Consider the following 18,686-nt stretch of genomic DNA (forward strand, 5'->3'; position numbering starts at 1 on the left):
GCCGGCCGCTCCGAGACCGCGCTCGCGCAGCGCGCCCGGCGCGAGGGCTGGGCGGCGACTGCGCCCGGACCGGGCGACGCGGCGCCGCTGGAGCGCCGGCTCGCCGTTCTGTCCGAGCGGCTGGTCGGCGAACTGGAGGAGACCAGCGCGGCCGGTGCTGCCGCCGGCGACTACGACAAGGCGCGCATCGACGCGCTGACCGCCATGCTGCGCATGGTCGAGAAGATCGGCGACATCACGCGCGTTCCCGAACGCGCGAAAGAGAACCAGACAGCGACCGATGCAGACATGGCCGCCGCGCTCGAGCGGGTCGACGCCCGCATCCTCCATCTCGCCCGCGCCCTGGCGCGACGCCTGGGCGCCGACGGCGCTGGGCGGCCGGCTGGCGCTGATGATCGCCGATGAGTGGTTCGCCCATGCCAGACCCGAGCAGTATCCGCTTGCCGCGCCGCGCGACACCTGGCTGGTGATCGGCGGCCGCGGCTCGGGCAAGACCCGGCTCGGCGCCGAATGGATCAACGCGCTGGCGCGTGGCTTCGCGCCCTTCGCGCGCGCCCGGCACGGCCGGCTGGCGCTGGTCGGCGAGACGCTGGCCGACGTGCGCGAGGTGATGATCGAGGGGCCGTCGGGCATCCTGGCGGTCTCGCGCCGCCACCGGCCGCGCTACGAGGCGAGCCGGCGGCGGCTCGTCTGGGAGACCGGCGCGGTGGCGCAGGTGTTTTCCTCCGAGGACCCCGACAGCCTGCGCGGGCCGCAGTTCGAGGCGGCCTGGTGCGACGAGCTCGCCAAGTGGCGCCGGCCGCAGGAGACCTTCGACATGCTGCAGTTCGGCCTCAGGCTGGGGCCCCGACCGCGCCAGATCGTGACGACGACGCCGCGGCCGATCCCGCTGTTGCGCCGGCTGATCGACGACGAGCAGGTGACGGTGACGCGCATGCGCAGCCGCGACAACGCGGCCAATCTGGCGCCCGGCTTCCTGGCCGCGGTCGAGCGGCGCTATGCCGGCACCCGGCTGGCCCGCCAGGAGCTCGACGGCGAGCTGATCGCCGACCGCGCCGACGCGCTGTGGACGCGCGCGCTGATCGAGGCGGCGGCCGGTCCGCCGGGGCCGCTCGGCCGCGTCGTCGTCGGCCTCGATCCGCCGGCCGGCGGCCGCGGCCGCGGCGCGCTGTGCGGCCTGGTGGTGGCCGGGCTGGAGGCGGACGGAACGCGCGCGGTGGTGCTGGCCGACGGCACGCTGGAGGCCGCCCAGCCGCGCGCCTGGGCCGAGCGCGCGGTGGCGCTCTACCACCGCCACGCCGCCGACGCGATCGTCGCCGAGGTCAACCAGGGCGGCCAGATGGTGAGCGCGGTGCTCGCCACGGTCGACCCGACGGTGGCCGTGCGGCCGGTGCGTGCGCAGCGCGGCAAGTGGCTGCGCGCCGAGCCGGTCGCCGCGCTCTACCAGCAGGGCCGGGTGCGCCACGCCGAGCGCTTCGCCGCGCTCGAGGACGAGATGTGCGACTTCGGCCCCGACGGCCTGTCGCAGGGCCGCTCGCCCGACCGCGTCGACGCGCTGGTCTGGGCGATCACCGAGCTGATGCTGGCCGGCCGCGGCGAGCCGCGCATCCGCGATTTCGTTTGACCACGAGGCAGGACGATCCCGCATGGCATGGACATGGCCCTGGGCCGGGCGGCGAAAGCCCGCCGGCCCGCCCGAGACGAAGACCGGCGGCACGCCCGGCTTCATCGCGCTGCACCGCCAGGGCGAGGCGCTGTGGACGCGGCGCGACTACGCTGCGCTCGCCCGCGAGGGCTTCATGCGCAACCCGGTCGCCCACCGCTCGGTGCGGCTGATCGCCGAGGCGGCCGCGGCGATCCCCTGGCTCGCCTATGAGGGGGCGCGCGAGGTCGACCGGCACCCGCTGCTGGCGCTGCTGGCGCGGCCCAACCAGCGCCAGGCCGGCGCCGGCTTCATGGAGGCGCTCTACGGCCATCTGCTGATTTCCGGCAACGCCTATGTCGAGCGCGTCGAGGCCGGCGGCACGGTGCGCGAGCTGCACCTGCTGCGCCCCGACCGCGTGGCGGTGGTGAGCGACACGGCCGGCTGGCCGGTGGCGCTCGAGCACCGCGAGGGCAGCGCCCGCCGGCGCGTCGCCACCGGGCCCGGCGAGGCCGGCCTGCAGATGAGCCTGTTCAACCCGCTCGACGACCATTACGGCTTCCCGCCGCTCGCCGCCGCGCTGATGGCGCTCGACATCCACAACGCCGCCGGGCGCTGGAACAAGGCGCTGCTCGACAATTCCGCCCGGCCCTCGGGCGCGCTGGTCTATGCGCCGAAGGAGGGCGGCAATCTGACCGACGAGCAGTTCGAGCGGCTGAAGGCCGAGCTCGAGGAGGGCTATGGCGGCACCACGCGGGCCGGCCGGCCGCTGCTTCTGGAGGGCGGGCTCGACTGGAAGGCGATGGCGCTGACGCCGAAGGACATGGACTTCGTCGAGGCGAAGAACGGCGCCAGCCGCGACATCGCGCTCGCCTTCGGCGTGCCGCCGATGCTGCTCGGCATTCCCGGCGACAACACCTATTCCAACTACCAGGAGGCCAACCGCGCCTTCTACCGGCTGACGGTGCTGCCGCTGGTGGCGCGCACGGCCGATGCGCTGACGGCATGGCTCGGCGACGTCTTCGCGCCGCCGGTGCGGCTCGGCCACGACCTCGACCGGGTCGACGGGCTGGCGGCCGAGCGCGAGGCGCTGTGGACGCGGCTCGGCGCCGCCGGCTTCCTGAGCGACGCGGAAAAGCGCGAGGCGGTGGGCTACGGCCCGCGCCCGGCCGACTGAGGGCCACGCGCGGCAACCCGAAGGACACGGACATGAGCGAGCACGCCTGGCTGTGGGCGGCCAAGGCGGCCGGTGCGGTCGCCGGCTCGGCCGTCTCGCTCGCCTACATCCTGCCGCGCGGCCGCCGCGAGGCGGCGGTGCGCTTCTTCGTCGGCGTCGCCTGCGGCCTCGTCTTCGGCGGCGCGGCGGGGCTGAAGATCGCCGGCGAGCTCGGCATCGACGGCCGGCTCGGGGCGGCCGAGGCGATGCTGATGGGCTCGGCCGCCACCAGCCTGTTCGCCTGGGGCGCGATCGGTGTCGTCTCGCGCATGCTGGCGCGCGCGGCCCGGCCCGGCCCCTGGCCCAGCCACGAGGAAGACGCAGATGACGGCAATCCCGGCGCCTGAGGAGCGCAAGTTCACCGGCCTGTCGGTCGACGCGGTCGAGGCCGACGGCACGTTCTCGGGCTATGCAAGCCTGTTCGGCCGGGTCGATCTCGGCCGCGACCTGGTGGAGCGCGGCGCGTTTTCCGCCGCGCTCGCCCGGCGCGGGCCGGCCGGCATCCGCATGCTCTTCCAGCACGATCCGCGCGAGCCGATCGGCACCTGGACGGCGCTGCGCGAGGACGCCCGCGGCCTGCATGTGCGCGGCCGGCTGGCCACCGGCGTGGCGCGGGCGCGCGAGGTGCTGGAGCTGATGCGCGGCCGCGCGCTCGACGGCCTGTCGATCGGCTTCCGCACGGTGCGCGCCACGACCGACCGCAAGACCGGCGTGCGGCGCATCCTGGAGGCCGATCTCTGGGAGATCTCGGTGGTCACCTTCCCGATGCTGCCGGACGCGCGCATCGAGCGGGTGAAGGGGACGGCCCCCGCGGCCGATCCCGAACGGCTGGTCCGCACCATCCGGCGGGCGGCAGGGCTTTTCACGCAACAGGACGGAACGCGATGACGGCGACACACCACAGGGCAGCCCCCGAAACCAAGGCGGCCGGCGACGGCGACATCGCCGCCGCCTTCGAGGACTTCATGAGCGCCTTCGAGGCCTTCAAGACGGCGAACGACGCGCGGCTGGCCGAGATCGAGACGCGCGCGGCGGCCGATCCGGTGACGGCCGACAAGGTCGACCGCATCGCCGCCGCGCTCGACGCCAACCGGCGCGCGGTCGACGAGCTGGTGCTCAAGCGCAACCGGCCGCGGCTTGTCGCCGGGGAGCCCGCGAGCCTGGCCGGGCTCGAGCACAAGCAGGCCTTCGACGCCTATCTGCGCAGCGGCGACGAGCGCCAGCTCCGCGCGCTGGAGGAAAAGGCGATGTCCTACGGCTCCGGCCCGGACGGCGGCTATCTGGTGCCCGACGAGACGGAGGCCGAGATCGGCCGCCGGCTCGGCGCGCTGTCGCCGATCCGCGCCATCGCCGCGGTGCGCCAGGTCTCCGCCGCGGTGCTGAAGAAGCCGTTCGCGGTGACGGGGCCGGCGACCGGCTGGGTCGGCGAGACGGCGGCGCGGCCGGAGACGGCGGCCGGCACGCTCGACGAGCTGCAGTTCCCGACCGCCGAGATCTACGCCATGCCGGCGGCCACCGCCTCGCTGCTCGACGACAGCGTCGTCGACCTCGACCGCTGGATCGCCGGCGAGATCGAGGCGGCCTTCGCCGAGCAGGAGGGGGCGGCCTTCGTCGCCGGCGACGGGACGAACAAGCCGCGCGGCTTCCTCGACTACCCGCAGGTCGCCGATGCGAGCTGGGCGTGGGGCAGCCTCGGCTACGTGACGACCGGCGTGTCGGGCGCGCTGCCGGCCTCCGACCCGTCCGACGTGCTGATCGACATGGTCTACGCGCTCAAGGCCGGCTACCGGCAGAACGCCCACTGGGTGATGAACCGCAAGACCCAGGCGGCGATCCGCAAGCTGAAGGACGCCGACGGCAACTATCTGTGGCAGCCGCCGGCCGCGCCGGGCGGCCGCGCCATGCTGATGGGCTTTCCGCTGGTCGAGGCCGAGGACATGCCCGACATCGCCGCCGACGCCACCGCGATCGCCTTCGGCGACTTCGCCCGCGGCTATCTGGTCGTCGACCGCACCGGCGTGCGGGTGCTGCGCGATCCCTATTCGGCCAAGCCCTACGTGCTGTTCTACACCACCAAGCGGGTGGGCGGCGGCGTGCAGGACTTCGAGGCCGTGAAGCTGCTCAAGTTCGGCACCGCGTAGCGGCGTCAGGCGTCACCCCCGCCGCCCGCCGCTGCCGCGTGCCGCGACGGCCCCGGTCGCCTCCCGCCGGGGCCGTCTCCCTTTTCCGATGTCACCTTTCTTGATGCCACGAACGGACCTGCCATGACGCTGTTCCGCACGGTGCCGCCGGCGCTCGAGCCGGTGTCCCTGGCCGAGGCGAAGACGCATCTGCGCGTCGAGCACGACGCCGAGGACGAGCTGATCGCCGGTCTGGTGCGCGCCGCGCGCGAGGAGGTCGAGGCGGCGACCGGCCGCGCGCTGATCGACCAGGACTGGCGGCTCGTCCTCGACCGCTGGCCGGCGCTGCCGATCGTGCGGCTGCGCCGCACGCCGGTGCGCACGGTCCTGTCGGTGACGGTCTACGACGCCGACGGGGCGGCCACGCTGGTCGATCCGGCGGCCTATCGCCTCGACGGCCATGCCGTGCCGGCGCGGCTCTCCATCGCGCACCCGCCGGACCCGGCGCGCGCCATCAACGGCATCGAGATCGACTTCCGCGCCGGCTATGGCGAGGCGGGCGCCGACGTGCCCGACCTGCCGAAGCGGGCGATCCTGATGCTGGTGGCGCACTGGTACGCCTTCCGCGGCGCCTACGGCCCGCAGGACCAGCCGGTGTCGCTGCCCGACGGCTATCGCCGGCTGCTCGCGGCCTACCGCGCGCCGAGGCTGGCATGATGCGGCTGCCGCGCGACCCCGGCGCGCTCGCCCACCGGGTGACGCTGCAGGCACCGGTGCAGACGCCGGACGGCGCGGGCGGCTTCGCGTCCACCTGGACCGACGTGGCGACGCTGTTCGCGCGGGTCGAGCCGCTGTCGGCCGAACGCGTCTTCGCCGGCGGCGAGGCGATCGAACGCGTCACACACCGCGTGCTGATGCGCCGGCGCGACGGGGTGGCGGCCGGCATGCGCCTGCTGCGCGCGGGACGCGCGCTTGTCATCCTGACGGTGCACGATCCCGACGAGAGCGGACGCTATCTCGTCTGCACCGCCCGCGAGGAGACGACACCGCCATGAAGCTGACCATGCGCCTGACGCTCGACGGTCTGGTGCGCGCCCTCAGGCGCCGCGACGACCGCGTGGCGGCGGCGTCCGCGCCGCGCTATCGTGCGGGCAACACGGATCCGGCACCGGTGCGCCAGAGGCGGACCGGCCGGCGGGAGGACCGCAATGACCAGCGCCGCGCTTGAGCTGCAGAAGGCGGTGTTCGCCGCGCTCGCCGCCGATCCGGCGCTGACGGACGCCCTCGGCGGCGCGCGCATCTACGACGTGCCGCCGCCCAACGTCGCCTTCCCCCACATCACCTTCGGCCAGACGAGCGTGCACGACTGGAGCACGGCGAGCGAGCTCGGCCACGAGCACCTGTTCACGCTGCACGTGTGGTCGAAGGCGGCGGGCAAGCGCGAGGCGCTGTCGCTGATGGCGCTCGCCGCCGAACGGCTGCAGGACGCCGCCTTGACGCTCGACGGCCATGCGCTCGTCAGCCTGCGGCAGGAGTTCAGCGAGGTGCGCCTCGACGAGGACCTGGCCGTGCATCACGGCCTGCTGCGCTTCCGCGCCGTCACCGAGGCGCTCTGACCGCCGCCCCGGCGGCCCCATCCATCACATCGACGGGAGACCCCGATGGTCGCGCAGAAAGGCAAGGACCTGCTGCTCAAGCTCGATTCCGACGGCGCGGGCAGCTTCGTCACCGTTGCGGGCCTGCGCGCCAAGCGCCTGGCCTTCAACAGCGAGCCGGTGGACATCACCGATTCCGACTCGGCCGGACGCTGGCGCGAGCTGCTCGGCGGCAGCGGCGTGCAGCGCGCCGCGGTGTCGGGCTCCGGCATCTTCAAGGACCAGCAGTCCGACGCGCTGATCCGCACCCATTTCTTCGCCGGGGCTGTCGGCGCGTGGCAGCTCGCCATTCCCGGCTTCGGCACGATCCAGGGCGACTTCCAGATCACCGCGCTCGAATATGCCGGCCGGCACGACGGCGAGGTGACCTTCGAGATCGCGCTGGAATCGGCCGGCGCCCTCGACTTCACGGCGCTGCCATGACCGGCGTCAACGCGCGCCGCGGCGAGGTGGCGGCCGAGCTCGACGGCCGCAGCTACCGGCTGTGCCTGACGCTCGGCGCGCTGGCCGAGCTGGAAAGCGCCTTCGGTGCGGCCGACCTCAACGCGCTGGCCGAGCGCTTCTCGAGCGGCCGGCTGTCGGCCGGCGACATCGTCAAGCTGCTCGGTGCGGGACTGCGCGGCGCCGGCAACGCGGTGAGCGACGCGGAGGTGGCGGCGATGCGCTGCACCGGCGGCGCGGCCGGCGCGGCCGACGCCGTGGCCAGGCTGCTGACGGCGACCTTCGGCGCGGAGGCCGGGCCGGGCGATCCGGCAAACCCTTGACCGCCGCAGCGGCGCCGCCGCCCTTTCCCTGGGCGGCGGCGATGGAAGCGGGCCTCGGCCGGCTGCGGCTTTCGCCCGAGGCCTTCTGGACGATGACGCCGCGCGAGCTGGCCGCCGCGCTCGGCCGCGGGGCGGGCGCCGGCGACGCCGCCCCCTCGCGCGCCGCGCTCGAGGCGCTGATGCGCGCCAACCCCGACCGAGACGGCATGGAGGATTGAGGCGATGGCCGAGGACGACACCTTCCGCATCGACGTCGATGCGCGACCGCTGAGCGACGCGCTCGCCTCGCTGACGCGGCTTTCCGAACGCTTCGGCGCGACGCTGACGGGCGCGCTGAAGAGCGCGGCGGTGAGCGGCCGGGCGCTCGAGGACGTGCTGCGGCGCATCGCGCTGTCGCTCGCCTCGATGGCGCTGGAGCAGGGGCTGGCGCCGCTGCGCGGCCTGGCGGGCTCGCTGTTCTCCGGCCTGCTGCGCGGACTTTCCGGCATCATCCCCTTCGCCCGCGGCGGCGTGGTGCCGTTCGCCGCGGGCGGCGTGGTCTCGGCGCCGACCTACTTTCCGCTCGGCGGCCGCGTCGGGCTGATGGGCGAGGCGGGGCCGGAGGCGGTGCTGCCGCTCCGGCGCGGCGCCGACGGCACGCTCGGCGTCGCCGCCGCGACCGGCGGGCCGCCGGTCTCGATCACCTTCAACGTGACGACGCCGGACGCGCCCTCCTTCCGCAAGTCGGAGGCGCAGATCGCCGGCATGCTGACGCGCGCGGTCTCGCGCGGCACGCGCACGCTCTAGATCCGATCTGCCTTTCACGGGAGCGCAGATCGGCTCCAAGTTGTTGTTTTGCCGCGTTTCCGGATGGCGAACCGGTTTCCACTTCGCCTGGAAACGCCTTGAAGCGGCGGGCAGGGCGAGGCCGGGGCAGGGACGATGGACAGCTTTCACGACGTGGTGTTCCCGATCGCCGTCTCGTTCGGGGCGACGGGCGGGCCGGAGCGGCGCAACGAGATCGTGCGCCTGACCTCGGGCCGCGAGACGCGCAACGCCCGCTTCGCCCGCTCGCGCCGCGTCTACGACGCCGGCACCGGGCTACGCTCGCTGGCGGATCTCACCGAGGTGATCGCCTTCTTCGAGGCGCGGCGCGGCTCGCTGCACGGCTTCCGCTTCCGCGACCCGTTCGACGCCAAGTCCTGCGCGGCCGAGGCGACGCCCGGTCCGCTCGACCAGGCGCTCGGCGTCGGCGACGGCACGACCGGCCGCTTCGCGCTGGTCAAGACCTATGGCAGCGGCGCCGACGCCTACCGGCGGCCGATCACCCGTCCGGTCGCCGGTTCGGTGCGTGTCGCCGTCGACGGCGTGGAGCAGGCCGAAGGCGCCGATTTCGACCTCGACGGCGGCGCCGTCGTCTTCGCGCCGGCCGCGGTGCCGGCGCCGGGCGCCGCGGTGAGCGCGGGCTTCGTCTTCGACGTGCCGGTGCGCTTCGACGCCGAACGCCTGTCGGTCAGCCTGCGCGCCTTCAAGGCCGGGCAGATCCCGGCGATCCCGCTGATCGAGGTGCTCGAATGACCGACATCCCGGCCGCCCTGCAGGCACACCTGGCGGGCGAGACGACGACGCTGTGCCACTGCTGGCGGCTGACGCGCGCCGACGGTGCCGTGTTCGGCTTCACCGATCACGACCGTGCCCTCGCGGTGGACGGCACCGACTTCCTTCCCGAGACCGGCCTGACGGCGAGCGAGGCGCGCGAGTCGCTCGGCCTTGCCGTCGATACGGTCGACGTCGAGGGCGCGCTGTCGTCGCTGGTCATCAGCGAGGCCGACCTGCGCGCCGGGCTCTACGACGGGGCGACCGTGGAGACCCTGCTCGTCAACTGGGCGGCGCCGGAGCAGGCGATGCCGCTGCGCCGCGCGGTCATCGGCCGGGTCACCCAGCGCGACGGCCGCTTCGTCGCCGAACTCGAAAGCGAGGCGACGCGGCTCGACGGGCCGCGCGGGCGCATCGTCGCGCGCGCCTGCGACGCCGAACTGGGCGACGCGCGCTGCGGCGTCGATCTCGGCCAGGCCGGTTTTCACGGCGCCGGCAGCGTCGCGGCGCTGCGCGCCGACAACCTGCTGGTCGTTGCCGGGCTCGAGGGTTTCGACGCGGACTGGTTCTCGAACGGACTTCTGACCTGGACGGACGGCGGGCAGGCCGGCCGCGGCGAACGCGTTCTCGAGCACCGCCGCGACGGCGCCGAGACACTGCTGGCGCTGTGGGCCGAACGTGCCGCGCCGCCGGCGGTGGGCGACGGCTTCACCATCGTCGCGGGCTGCGACAAGCGCTTTGCCACATGCCGCGAGAAATTCGCCAACACGCTGAACTTCCGCGGCTTTCCGCACCTTCCGGGCAACGATGCCGGCTATGGCTACGTCGCCGAGGGCGGTGCCTTCGACGGCGGGCCGATCGTGCCATGAGCGCCGGACCGGAGGCTCGCGAGGCGCGTCTCGCCGCCCTGGTGACGGCCGAGGCGCTGTCCTGGCTCGGCACCCCCTATCGCCACCAGGCGAGCCGGCGCGGCGTCGGCTGCGACTGCCTCGGCCTGGTGCTCGGCGTGTGGCGGGCGCTCTACGGCGCGGCGCCGGAAGCGCCCGGCCCCTATGCCGGCGACTGGGCCGAGCCGGCCGGCACGGAGCGACTGCTCGCGGCGGCATGGCGCCACTGCCGGCCGGCGGCCGAACCGGCGTGCGGCACCATCCTGCTGTTTCGCTGGCGGCCCGGCCTGCCGGCCAAGCACGCCGGCATCGCGCTCGACCCGGCGCGCTTCGTGCACGCCTATCAGGGGCACAGCGTGACGATCTCCTGGCTGGTGCCGCAGTGGCGCCGGCGCATTGCCGGCGTGTTCCGTTTCCCGCTGCCGCCGGACGGCGGCCCCGGGGCGACCGGCTGAGGCTTTCCGGAGCGAACGATGGCGACACTGCTTCTGCAGGCCGCAGGCGCCTTCATCGGCGGCTTTCTCGGCCCGGTCGGCACGGCGCTCGGCACGGCGGCCGGCGCGCTCGCCGGCTATGTCGTCGACCGCAGCCTGATCGAGAGCACGCGGCACTATCGCGGGCCGCGGCTGGCCGGCCAGCGGCCGTTCTCGGCCGAGGAGGGGGCGCCGCTGACGCGGCTCTACGGCACCGCCCGGCTCGGCGGCACGCTGATCTGGGCGACGCGCTTCGAGGAGGAGAGCCGCACCACGCGGCAGGGCATCAAGGGCGGCCCGAAGGTCACCGAATACGCCTACTACGCCAACGCCGCCTTCGCGCTCTGCGAGGGCGAGATCGCCGGCGTGCGGCGCATCTGGGCCGACGGCCGCGAGGTCGATCGCAACGAGGTCGAGATCCGCATCCACACCGGCACGCAGAACCAGCCGCCCGACCCGCTGATCGAGGCCAAGCAGGGGACGGACAACGCGCCCGCCTATCGCGGCGTCGCCTATGCCGTGATCGACCGCTTCCCGATCGACGATTTCGGCCGTCGGCTGCCGCAGTTCCAGTTCGAGGTGATGCGCCCGGTCGGCACGCTCAACGCGCGCATCCGCGCGGTGGCGCTGATCCCCGGCGCCACGGAGTACGGCTTCGCGCCCTATCCGGTGCGCCGCATCCTGACGCCGGGCGACGCGACGCTGATCAACCGCAACATGCTGTCGGCCGGCAGCGACATCGAGGCTTCGCTCGACGAGCTGCAGATGCTGTGTCCGGGGCTGGAGACGGTGGCGCTGGTGGTCACCTGGTTCGGCGACGACCTGCGCGCCGGGGCTTGCCGCATCCGCCCGATGGTCACGCAGACCGATCCCGCCGGCCTGTCGCTGCCGTGGCTGGTGACGGGCCTGGAACGGCAGGACGGCACCGCCGTCTCGCAGGCCGGCGGCGGCGCGGCCTTCGGCGGCACGCCGTCCGACCGCTCGGTGATGGACGCCATCGCGGCGATCCGCGCGCGCGGGCTCAAGGTCTGGCTGCATCCCTTCATCATGATGGACGTGCCGGCCGATAACGGGCTCGACGATCCCTATGGCGGTGCCGAACAGCCGGCCTATCCCTGGCGCGGCCGCATCACCGGCGATCCGGCGCCCGGCCGCCCGGGCACGGCTGACAAGACGGCGGCCGCGCGCGCCCAGATCGAGACCTTCGCCGGTGCCGCGGCACCACAGCACTTCGTGTCCGCCGGCGACACGATCGCCTATACCGGGCCGGTCGGCGACTGGGGCTTCCGCCGCTTCATCCTGCACCACGCCCGGCTCGCCGCGGCAGCCGGCGGCATCGACGGCTTCCTGCTCGGCTCGGAGATGCGCGGCGTGACGGCGCTGCGCGACGCCGACGACCGCTTTCCCTTCGTCGAGACGCTGCGCACGCTGGCCGGCGAGGCGCGCGCCATGCTGGGGCCCGACACGCTGCTGACCTACGGCGCCGACTGGAGCGAGTATTTCGGCCACCAGCCGGCCGACGGCAGCGGCGACGTCTTCTTCCACCTCGATCCGCTGTGGGCCGATCCGGCGATCGACGGCGTCGGCATCGACAACTACATGCCGCTGTCGGACTGGCGCGACGCCGATCATGCCGGCGGCAACCCGGACGGCTTCGCCGGCCCCTACGACCCGGACGGCCTGGCGGCCGGCATCGCCGGCGGCGAGGGCTTCGACTGGTACTACGCCGGCGACGGCGACCGCGCGGCGCGGCTGCGCACGCCGATCACCGACGGCGCCTACGGCAAGCCGTGGATGTTCCGCTACAAGGATCTGGTCGGCTGGTGGTCGAACCCGCATCACGAGCGCGTCGGCGGCGTCGAGCGGCCGGAGCCGACCGACTGGCAGCCGCAGGGCAAGCCGATCCTGTTCACCGAGCTCGGCTGCGCGGCGAGCGACAAGGGGCCGAACCAGCCGAACGTCTTTCCCGACCCGAAATCCTCGGAGAACGCCAAGCCGCATTTCTCCAACGGCGGGCGCTCCGATCTCGCGCAGCGCCGCTTCCTCGCCGCGCATCTCGCCCACTGGCTGGCCACCGACACGCCGCAGAACCCGCTGTCGGCGGTCTATGGCGGGCCGATGGTCGATCCCGGCCACATCTGCCTGTGGGCCTGGGACGCGCGGCCGTTTCCCGCCTTTCCGCTCGCCTTCGAGCAGTGGCGCGACGGCGAGAACTGGTTCCGCGGCCACTGGCTCAACGGCCGGCTGAACGGCGTCGGCCTTGACGACCTGATCGCCGCCATCTGCGCCGATCACGGCCTGCCGGCGCCCGACGTCACGCATGCTGACGGCACGCTGACGGGCTACGTGGTCGACCAGCCGGAGACCGCGCGCGCGGCGCTCGAGCCGCTCGTCGACCTGTTCGCGCTGGCCGTGCGCCAGCAGGGCGGGGCGCTGGTCTTCGCCAGCGAGGGGCGGGTCGCCGGTGCGGCGACGGTCCTCGACGAGCTGGTCGCCGGCGCGGAGGCCTCGCTCGAGCGGCTGCGCCGGCCGGACGACGAGCTGGCATCCGCCGCCCAGTTCGCCTTCCGCGACCCCTTGCGCGAGCATCAGGCCGCGTCGGTTCTGGTGCGCCGCGAGGACGGCCGCGGCGGCGGAACCGCGCATGCCAGCCTGCCGGCCATCCTGGAGACGGGCGCGGCGCGCAGCCTGGCGACCGACTGGCTGCGCCGTCACTGGCGGGCGCGCGACGAGGTCGCCTTCGCGCTGCCGGCCGCCGCGCGCGCCGTTCATGCCGGCGGCCTGGTGCGGCTGGCCGGCGATCCCGATGGCGAGGACCATCTCGTCACCGAGATCGAGGAGGGGCTGACGCGGGTGGTGCGGGCGCGCCGCATCGCCCGCGTGGCGCCGACCCCGTGGCGCGCCGACTGGCCGGCCGCGCCGTGGCGCACGAGCGCCGCCGCCGGGCCGCCGCACGCGCTGCTGCTCGACCTGCCGCTCGCCAGCGGCGCGGCGGCGCCGCACGACCAGCTCCGGCTCGCCGTGCGCATGCGGCCGTGGCGCAGCCAGGTGGCGCTCGTCTCGCCGGAGGAGACCGGCTTCGTGCAGCGGACGACTGTCGCCCGCCGCGCCACGATCGGCACGCTCGCCGAGCCGCTCGGCGCCGGCTTTCACGGCCGCATCGACCGCGCCGGGGCGCTGCTCGTCGACCTGCTCGACGGCGAGCTGGCGAGCGCGAGCCGGCTGCAGCTTCTCAACGGCGCCAACGCCGTCGCGGTGCGCTCGGCCGCCGGCGCCTGGGAGATCGTGCAGTTCGAGGAGGCCGACGAGATCGCGCCGGCGCGCTGGCGGCTGACCGGCCTGCTGCGCGGCCAGCTCGGCACCGACGACGCGATGGCCGCCGGCGCGCCCGCCGGGGCCGACGTCGTGCGCCTCGACGGCGCGGTCGCGCCGGCCGGCCTGCTGGCGAGCGAGATCGGCCTGCCGCTCAACTGGCGCATCGGGTCGGCCGGCCACACGCTGTCGCAGGACCTGTTCGCCGGCCTGACGGCGGCCGGCGGCGTGCGCGCGCTGACGCCGCTGTCGCCGGTCCATCTCGCCGGCCGGCGCGAGGCGGGCGGCGACCTGCGGATCTCCTGGATCCGGCGCGGCCGCATCGATGCCGACGGCTGGGCCGGCACCGACATCCCGCTCGGCGAGGAAACCGAGAGCTACCGCGTTGCGGCCGGCCTGGCCGGCGGCCCGGTCTTGCGCACGGCGAACGTGGCGGAGCCGGCCTGGACCTACACGGCGGCCGCGATGACGGCCGATTTCGGCGGTCCGCCGGCCACGCTCGCCGTCACCGTGCGGCAGCTCTCGGCGGCCGTCGGCGACGGCGTGCCGGCGACGCTCACCCTGACGCTTTCCTGACCCCACCCGCAACGAAAGGCAAAACCGATGACCGACACCAAGCCGTGGTATCTCTCGCGCACCATCTGGGCCTCGCTGGTCACCATCGTCACCGCGGCCGGCGGCCTTCTCGGCCTGCCGCTCGCCGGCCTCGACAACGCCGCGCTGACCGACGCGCTGCTGCAGGCGATCGCGGCGATCTCCGCGCTGGTGGCGATCTTCGGCCGCATCGCCGCGCGCAGCCGCATCGGCTGAACCCGGCGCGCGGCGCTTGCAATCGCCGCGCCGTTGCGCGACATCGGGCCATCGTTCATTCTGCATTCAGCCCGCCTGGGCTAGATCGACGGCATGACACAGCTTCGCCCCCTCGCGCCCCGCCTGCGCACCGTTCTCGCCGCCCTGGCGGCGGTGGCGGCGTTTGCCGTCGCGCCGCTGCCGGCGTCCGCCCAGGCCTTCCAGCTCGCGGCGGCCGACTGCTATTCCGTCGGCCAGCGCGTCGCCCGGCAGAACGGCGGCACGCTGCTCAACGCCACCGCGGAGACGCAGGGCGGCCAGACGGTGTGCCGCGTCGTGGTGCGGGTGCCGGGCGGCGAGGGCAAGCGACCGCAGCGCGCCGAGTTCGTCGTGCCGCAGCAGTGACCGGGCTGCCATCGGCCGCCGCAGCATGAAGGGAGCGAGCGACCTTGCGCATACTCGTCGTTGAGGACGACAAGGACCTGAACCGGCAGATCACCGAAGCGCTCGCCGACGCGGGCTACGTGGTCGACCGCGCGCATGACGGCGAGGAGGGCCACTTCCTCGGCGATACCGAGCCGTACGACGCGGTGGTGCTCGACATCGGCCTGCCGCAGATGGACGGCATCAGCGTGCTCGAGCGCTGGCGCCGCGACGGCCGCGCCATGCCGGTGCTCATCCTGACGGCGCGCGACCGCTGGAGCGACAAGGTCGCCGGCATCGACGCGGGCGCCGACGACTACGTCACCAAGCCGTTCCACATCGAGGAGATCCTGGCGCGGCTGCGCGCGCTGATCCGGCGCGCCGCCGGCCACGCCTCGCCCGAGCTCGTGTGCGGGCCGCTGCGCCTCGACACGAAGACCTCCAAGGCCGACGTCGACGGCGTGCCGCTCAAGCTGACCTCGCACGAATACCGGCTGCTCGCCTATCTGATGCACCATCGCGACAGCGTGGTCTCGCGCACCGAGCTGGTCGAGCACCTCTACGACCAGGATTTCGATCGCGATTCCAACACCATCGAGGTGTTCGTCGGGCGTCTCCGACGCAAGCTCGGCCACGACCTGATCGAGACGGTGCGCGGCATGGGCTACCGGCTGCGCGAGCCGCATGGCGGATAGGGCGGAGGCGTCCGCGCGGCGCCGCCGGCTGTGGCCGCGCTCGCTCTCCTTTCGCGTCGTGGCGGTGTCCACCCTGTGGGCGGTGGTGGCGCTGATCCTGATCGCCACGGTGATCTCGACCTTGTTCCGCCAGGTCAGCGAGCGCGGCTTCGACAACGTGCTGTCGGCGCATCTGTTCAACCTGATCGGGTCGGTCGGCCTGTCGCAGGACGGCCGGCTGACCGGGCGGCCCAACCTCGGCGACCTGCGCTTCGTGCGGCCGCTGTCGGGCTGGTACTGGTCGGTCGAGCCGGTGTCGGAAGGGGTCGGCGCACCGTTGCGCTCGGCCTCGATGACGGCGCCGATCGCCTCGCCGTCGCCCGAGGCGGTGCCGTTCAACGAGGAGTTCCAGCGCAACTACACGACCACCGACGCGGCGGGCCAGACGATCGAGATCGTCGAGAGCGAGTTCGTGCTGGCGCCGCAGGACGAGATCGTGCGCTTCCGCGTGATGGGCAACCGCAGCGAGCTGGAAGCCGACATCGCCGGCTTCGCGCGCCGGCTCTACACCTATCTGGCGCTGTTCGGCGCCGGCATGGTGGCGATCAACGCGCTGGCCATCCTGTTCGGCCTGCGGCCGCTCGGCCGCGTGCGCCAGGCGCTCGCCGACATCCGCGCCGGCACCGCCGAGCGGCTCGACGGCTCGTTTCCCGCCGAGATCGCGCCGCTGGCGGCCGAGACCAACGCGCTGATCGACACCAACCGGCGCACGCTGGAGCGCGCGCGCACCCAGGTCGGCAATCTCGCGCACTCGCTGAAGACGCCGCTCGCCGTCCTGATGAACGAGGGACGCGCCATCGGCGGCAGCCGCGGCCGATTGGTCGCCGACCAGGCGGCCGCCATGCAGAAGCAGCTCGACCACTACCTGCAGCGCGCGCGCGTCGCCGCCCAGCGCGAGAGCCTCGCTTTCCGCACGCCGGTCAACGCGGTGCTCGAGCGCATGGTGCGCGTCGTCGGCAAGCTGCACCCCGACACGCGGCTCGATCTATCGGTTCCCGACGAGGACCCGGTGTTCGACGGCGAGCGCGAGGATCTCGAGGAGATCGTCGGCAACCTGCTCGAGAACGCGATGAAGTGGTCGTCCGGCAGGGTGCGTCTGTCGGCCCGGCCGGCAGGAGGGACGGCCTTCGAGATCGTCGTCGAGGACGACGGGCCGGGCATTCCCGAGGACAAGGCGCGCGACGCGCTGAAGCGCGGCCGGCGGCTGGACGAATCGAAGCCCGGCACCGGGCTCGGGCTGGCCATCGTGGCCGATCTCGTGGAAGAGTATGCCGGCGGGCTGTCGCTCGGCCGATCGCCGCTCGGCGGCCTGTCGGCGACGGTGCGCCTGCCGCAGCCCGCGCGCGACGGCGCGGTGCGCACGCGTCGGATATGAGCGTGGGCATGGCCCAATTTCGGCCAAACAAAGCGCCTACGGCGCGCATGTGTCGCAGGGGGCGCGGAGCCGGCGGCACGGCTTGGTGAAGGCGAGGAAGGCGAACCGGTGAGGACACGTCCGGCCCTGATTGCACTTGCGGCGCTCGCCGCCCTGTCGGGCTGCGCGACCGGCGCCGGCGGCTTCGGTGCTGCGGGCGAGCTCGAGCCGAGCCAGTTCGCCGCGCCCGACGGTGAGCGCCAGGCGGTCGCCGGCATCGTCGGCGGCGGGCTGGTGGGCGGCGCGCTCGGCGGCGGGCTGAGCGCGGCGGCGCGGCAGACGGCGCTGGCCGCGGAATACCGCGCGCTGGAGGCGACGCCGGCCGGCGAGCCGGTGACCTGGACCGACCCCAACACCGGCCGCAGCGGCCGTGTGACGGCCGCCCAGCCCTATCAGGTCGGCTCGCAGAACTGCCGCCAGTACAGCCACGAGATCGCAAGCGCGGGCGAGACCCAGCGGGCGCTGGGCACCGCCTGCCGCAACGACGACGGAAGCTGGACGCTGCTCGGCTGAGGGCGGCCGGGCGGGCGGCTGCGTCGAGCCGTCGCACGTCCGCCGGCTGCATTGCCGCCAAATGGCCGCACTCGCGCCATATTGGCAGGGCCGGCAACGGGCGGTATTGAGGGCGGCATGCTTTTCTGGATCCTGGCTGCGCTTCTCACTCTGGCGGCGTCGCTCGCCGTTCTGCTTCCGTTTCTGCGCCGCCCGGAGGCGGAGGCGGACGCCGACGACCCTGCCGAACACGACATCGAGGTCTATCGCGACCAGCTCGCCGAGCTCGAGCGCGACGCCGAGCGCGGCCTGATCGGCGCCGAGCAGGCGCGCGAGGCGCGCGCGGAGATCGGCCGCCGCATCCTGCGCGCCGGCGATCAGGGCACCAGGGCGGCCGCGCCGCGGCACAGCCGTGCGGCACGGCTCGGCGGCGCGGCGGCGGTGCTCGCCGTGCCGCTGGTCGCCTGGGGCGTCTATGCCGTCGTCGGCTCGCCCGGCCTGCCGGGCCAGCCGCTGCAGGCGCGCCTGGCGCAGGATCCCGCGCAGGCCTCGCTCGAGGAGCTGGTGGCGCGCGCCGAGGCGCATCTCGCCGACAACCCGCAGGACGGCCGCGGCTGGGACGTGCTGGCGCCGGTCTACATGCGCATGGGTCGCTATCCGCAGGCCGTCACCGCCTACCGCAACGCCATGCGCCTGTCCGGCGCCTCCGCCGTGCGCGAGGCCGGGCTCGGCGAGGCGATCGCGGCGGAGGCGGGCGGGATCGTGTCGGCCGAGGCGGAGGATGCCTTCGAGCGCGCGCTCGAGCTCGATCCGACGCTGACCAAGGCGCGCTTCTTTCTGGCCACCGCGCGGGCGCAGGACGGGCGCATGGCCGAGGCGGCCGAGATGTGGCGCAGCCTGCGGGCCGACCTGCCCGAGGGTTCGCCCTGGCGCGGCGCCGTCGACCGGGCGCTGGCGCAGCTTTCCGGCGAGGGACCGGGCCCGGCGATCGCCGAAGCGCCGGCCGAGGGGCCCGGGCCGACCCGCGCGGAGATCGAGGCGGCCGGCGCGATGAGCGACGAGGACCGCGCGGCGATGGTCGAGGGCATGGTGTCACGGCTCGACGCCAGGCTGCGCGAGGCGCCGGACGATCCGGCCGGCTGGCAGCGCCTGGTGCGCTCCTACGCCGTGCTCGGCCGCGCCGAGGCGGC

At 74.2% G+C, this 18,686-nt stretch carries 24 protein-coding genes; all 24 read left to right on the forward strand.

Features of this window, described 5'->3' with window-relative positions:
* The coding region (locus tag N1F89_RS17295) for a hypothetical protein (protein ID WP_290085608.1) at nt 1-405 on the forward strand (405 nt) is incomplete at its 5' end.
* Nucleotides 392-1,624 (forward strand): terminase family protein, encoded by a 1,233-nt coding sequence (locus N1F89_RS17300; RefSeq protein ID WP_290085609.1) that lies wholly within the window; start codon nt 392-394, stop codon nt 1,622-1,624. The genes N1F89_RS17295 and N1F89_RS17300, both read left to right, overlap by 14 nt.
* A 22-nt stretch (nt 1,625-1,646) precedes the next feature.
* A complete protein-coding gene (locus N1F89_RS17305) occupies nt 1,647-2,819 on the forward strand; it encodes a phage portal protein (protein ID WP_290085610.1) in 1,173 nt (390 codons plus the stop codon).
* Nucleotides 2,820-2,851: 32 nt separating this feature from the next.
* The gene (locus tag N1F89_RS17310; RefSeq protein ID WP_290085611.1) at nt 2,852-3,205 is read left to right on the forward strand and encodes a DUF6107 family protein; all 354 of its coding nucleotides are present in this window, start codon (nt 2,852-2,854) and stop codon (nt 3,203-3,205) included.
* Nucleotides 3,183-3,746, forward strand: coding sequence for an HK97 family phage prohead protease (locus N1F89_RS17315; protein WP_290085612.1), 564 nt, complete (start codon nt 3,183-3,185; stop codon nt 3,744-3,746). Before N1F89_RS17310 ends, N1F89_RS17315 begins: the two co-directional genes overlap by 23 nt.
* Nucleotides 3,743-4,999: a phage major capsid protein gene (locus tag N1F89_RS17320; protein WP_290085614.1), complete on the forward strand. Its 1,257-nt coding sequence runs from the start codon at nt 3,743-3,745 to the stop codon at nt 4,997-4,999. Before N1F89_RS17315 ends, N1F89_RS17320 begins: the two co-directional genes overlap by 4 nt.
* 123 nt (nt 5,000-5,122) lie before the next feature.
* Entirely contained in the window at nt 5,123-5,695 is a 573-nt protein-coding gene (locus N1F89_RS17325; protein WP_290085616.1) for a head-tail connector protein, read from the forward strand.
* Nucleotides 5,692-6,033, forward strand: a complete 342-nt coding sequence (locus N1F89_RS17330; protein ID WP_290085618.1) for a phage head closure protein — start codon at nt 5,692-5,694, stop codon at nt 6,031-6,033. The genes N1F89_RS17325 and N1F89_RS17330 overlap by 4 nt, the downstream gene beginning before the upstream one ends.
* Complete coding sequence (locus N1F89_RS17335) at nt 6,030-6,206, forward strand: hypothetical protein (protein ID WP_290085619.1); 177 nt, start codon at nt 6,030-6,032, stop codon at nt 6,204-6,206. Before N1F89_RS17330 ends, N1F89_RS17335 begins: the two co-directional genes overlap by 4 nt.
* Entirely contained in the window at nt 6,187-6,594 is a 408-nt protein-coding gene (locus N1F89_RS17340) for a DUF3168 domain-containing protein (RefSeq protein ID WP_290085620.1), read from the forward strand. Before N1F89_RS17335 ends, N1F89_RS17340 begins: the two co-directional genes overlap by 20 nt.
* Before the next feature lie 45 nt (nt 6,595-6,639).
* Complete coding sequence (locus tag N1F89_RS17345; protein WP_290085621.1) at nt 6,640-7,056, forward strand: phage major tail protein, TP901-1 family; 417 nt, start codon at nt 6,640-6,642, stop codon at nt 7,054-7,056.
* On the forward strand, nt 7,053-7,397 hold the full coding sequence (locus tag N1F89_RS17350) for a gene transfer agent family protein (protein ID WP_290085623.1): 345 nt from the start codon (nt 7,053-7,055) through the stop codon (nt 7,395-7,397). The genes N1F89_RS17345 and N1F89_RS17350 overlap by 4 nt, the downstream gene beginning before the upstream one ends.
* On the forward strand, nt 7,394-7,615 hold the full coding sequence (locus tag N1F89_RS17355; protein ID WP_290085624.1) for a rcc01693 family protein: 222 nt from the start codon (nt 7,394-7,396) through the stop codon (nt 7,613-7,615). The genes N1F89_RS17350 and N1F89_RS17355 overlap by 4 nt, the downstream gene beginning before the upstream one ends.
* 4 nt (nt 7,616-7,619) lie before the next feature.
* Complete coding sequence (locus N1F89_RS17360) at nt 7,620-8,183, forward strand: phage tail tape measure protein (RefSeq protein WP_290085625.1); 564 nt, start codon at nt 7,620-7,622, stop codon at nt 8,181-8,183.
* 135 nt (nt 8,184-8,318) lie between these two features.
* On the forward strand, nt 8,319-8,954 hold the full coding sequence (locus N1F89_RS17365; protein ID WP_290085627.1) for a DUF2460 domain-containing protein: 636 nt from the start codon (nt 8,319-8,321) through the stop codon (nt 8,952-8,954).
* Nucleotides 8,951-9,841, forward strand: a complete 891-nt coding sequence (locus tag N1F89_RS17370; RefSeq protein ID WP_290085629.1) for a DUF2163 domain-containing protein — start codon at nt 8,951-8,953, stop codon at nt 9,839-9,841. Before N1F89_RS17365 ends, N1F89_RS17370 begins: the two co-directional genes overlap by 4 nt.
* Nucleotides 9,838-10,314 carry an NlpC/P60 family protein gene (locus N1F89_RS17375; RefSeq protein ID WP_290085630.1) on the forward strand — a complete coding sequence of 159 codons (477 nt, stop codon included), beginning with the start codon at nt 9,838-9,840 and terminating at the stop codon, nt 10,312-10,314. Before N1F89_RS17370 ends, N1F89_RS17375 begins: the two co-directional genes overlap by 4 nt.
* 18 nt (nt 10,315-10,332) lie before the next feature.
* Nucleotides 10,333-14,220, forward strand: a complete 3,888-nt coding sequence (locus tag N1F89_RS17380) for a glycoside hydrolase/phage tail family protein (RefSeq protein WP_290085631.1) — start codon at nt 10,333-10,335, stop codon at nt 14,218-14,220.
* A 27-nt stretch (nt 14,221-14,247) separates the two neighbouring features.
* Entirely contained in the window at nt 14,248-14,454 is a 207-nt protein-coding gene (locus tag N1F89_RS17385) for a hypothetical protein (protein ID WP_290085632.1), read from the forward strand.
* A gap of 93 nt (nt 14,455-14,547) precedes the next feature.
* The gene (locus tag N1F89_RS17390) at nt 14,548-14,838 is read left to right on the forward strand and encodes a hypothetical protein (RefSeq protein WP_290085633.1); all 291 of its coding nucleotides are present in this window, start codon (nt 14,548-14,550) and stop codon (nt 14,836-14,838) included.
* A gap of 44 nt (nt 14,839-14,882) precedes the next feature.
* Nucleotides 14,883-15,551: a response regulator transcription factor gene (locus tag N1F89_RS17395; RefSeq protein WP_290085635.1), complete on the forward strand. Its 669-nt coding sequence runs from the start codon at nt 14,883-14,885 to the stop codon at nt 15,549-15,551.
* Entirely contained in the window at nt 15,541-16,965 is a 1,425-nt protein-coding gene (locus N1F89_RS17400) for an ATP-binding protein (protein ID WP_290085636.1), read from the forward strand. The genes N1F89_RS17395 and N1F89_RS17400 overlap by 11 nt, the downstream gene beginning before the upstream one ends.
* 108 nt (nt 16,966-17,073) lie before the next feature.
* A complete protein-coding gene (locus N1F89_RS17405) occupies nt 17,074-17,517 on the forward strand; it encodes an RT0821/Lpp0805 family surface protein (RefSeq protein ID WP_290085637.1) in 444 nt (147 codons plus the stop codon).
* 117 nt (nt 17,518-17,634) lie between these two features.
* A partial coding sequence (gene ccmI / locus N1F89_RS17410) for a c-type cytochrome biogenesis protein CcmI (protein ID WP_290085638.1) occupies nt 17,635-18,686 on the forward strand: 1,052 nt, incomplete at its 3' end.

The organism is Aquibium sp. A9E412 (assembly GCF_030398335.1).
Lineage (GTDB): Bacteria > Pseudomonadota > Alphaproteobacteria > Rhizobiales > Rhizobiaceae > A9E412.

Excerpts from the sequence above, each read along its gene's own strand:
- N1F89_RS17325 (WP_290085616.1), top strand. The coding sequence starts at position 5,123 with ATGACGCTGTTCCGCACGGTGCCGCCGGCGCTCGAGCCGGTGTCCCTG.
- N1F89_RS17315 (WP_290085612.1), top strand. The coding sequence starts at position 3,183 with ATGACGGCAATCCCGGCGCCTGAGGAGCGCAAGTTCACCGGCCTGTCG.
- N1F89_RS17385 (WP_290085632.1), top strand. The coding sequence starts at position 14,248 with ATGACCGACACCAAGCCGTGGTATCTCTCGCGCACCATCTGGGCCTCG.
- N1F89_RS17300 (WP_290085609.1), top strand. The coding sequence starts at position 392 with ATGATCGCCGATGAGTGGTTCGCCCATGCCAGACCCGAGCAGTATCCG.
- N1F89_RS17370 (WP_290085629.1), top strand. The coding sequence starts at position 8,951 with ATGACCGACATCCCGGCCGCCCTGCAGGCACACCTGGCGGGCGAGACG.
- N1F89_RS17335 (WP_290085619.1), top strand. The coding sequence starts at position 6,030 with ATGAAGCTGACCATGCGCCTGACGCTCGACGGTCTGGTGCGCGCCCTC.
- N1F89_RS17305 (WP_290085610.1), top strand. The coding sequence starts at position 1,647 with ATGGCATGGACATGGCCCTGGGCCGGGCGGCGAAAGCCCGCCGGCCCG.
- N1F89_RS17390 (WP_290085633.1), top strand. The coding sequence starts at position 14,548 with ATGACACAGCTTCGCCCCCTCGCGCCCCGCCTGCGCACCGTTCTCGCC.
- N1F89_RS17400 (WP_290085636.1), top strand. The coding sequence starts at position 15,541 with ATGGCGGATAGGGCGGAGGCGTCCGCGCGGCGCCGCCGGCTGTGGCCG.
- N1F89_RS17310 (WP_290085611.1), top strand. The coding sequence starts at position 2,852 with ATGAGCGAGCACGCCTGGCTGTGGGCGGCCAAGGCGGCCGGTGCGGTC.
- N1F89_RS17320 (WP_290085614.1), top strand. The coding sequence starts at position 3,743 with ATGACGGCGACACACCACAGGGCAGCCCCCGAAACCAAGGCGGCCGGC.
- N1F89_RS17350 (WP_290085623.1), top strand. The coding sequence starts at position 7,053 with ATGACCGGCGTCAACGCGCGCCGCGGCGAGGTGGCGGCCGAGCTCGAC.
- N1F89_RS17360 (WP_290085625.1), top strand. The coding sequence starts at position 7,620 with ATGGCCGAGGACGACACCTTCCGCATCGACGTCGATGCGCGACCGCTG.
- N1F89_RS17365 (WP_290085627.1), top strand. The coding sequence starts at position 8,319 with ATGGACAGCTTTCACGACGTGGTGTTCCCGATCGCCGTCTCGTTCGGG.
- N1F89_RS17375 (WP_290085630.1), top strand. The coding sequence starts at position 9,838 with ATGAGCGCCGGACCGGAGGCTCGCGAGGCGCGTCTCGCCGCCCTGGTG.
- N1F89_RS17345 (WP_290085621.1), top strand. The coding sequence starts at position 6,640 with ATGGTCGCGCAGAAAGGCAAGGACCTGCTGCTCAAGCTCGATTCCGAC.
- N1F89_RS17340 (WP_290085620.1), top strand. The coding sequence starts at position 6,187 with ATGACCAGCGCCGCGCTTGAGCTGCAGAAGGCGGTGTTCGCCGCGCTC.
- N1F89_RS17380 (WP_290085631.1), top strand. The coding sequence starts at position 10,333 with ATGGCGACACTGCTTCTGCAGGCCGCAGGCGCCTTCATCGGCGGCTTT.
- N1F89_RS17330 (WP_290085618.1), top strand. The coding sequence starts at position 5,692 with ATGATGCGGCTGCCGCGCGACCCCGGCGCGCTCGCCCACCGGGTGACG.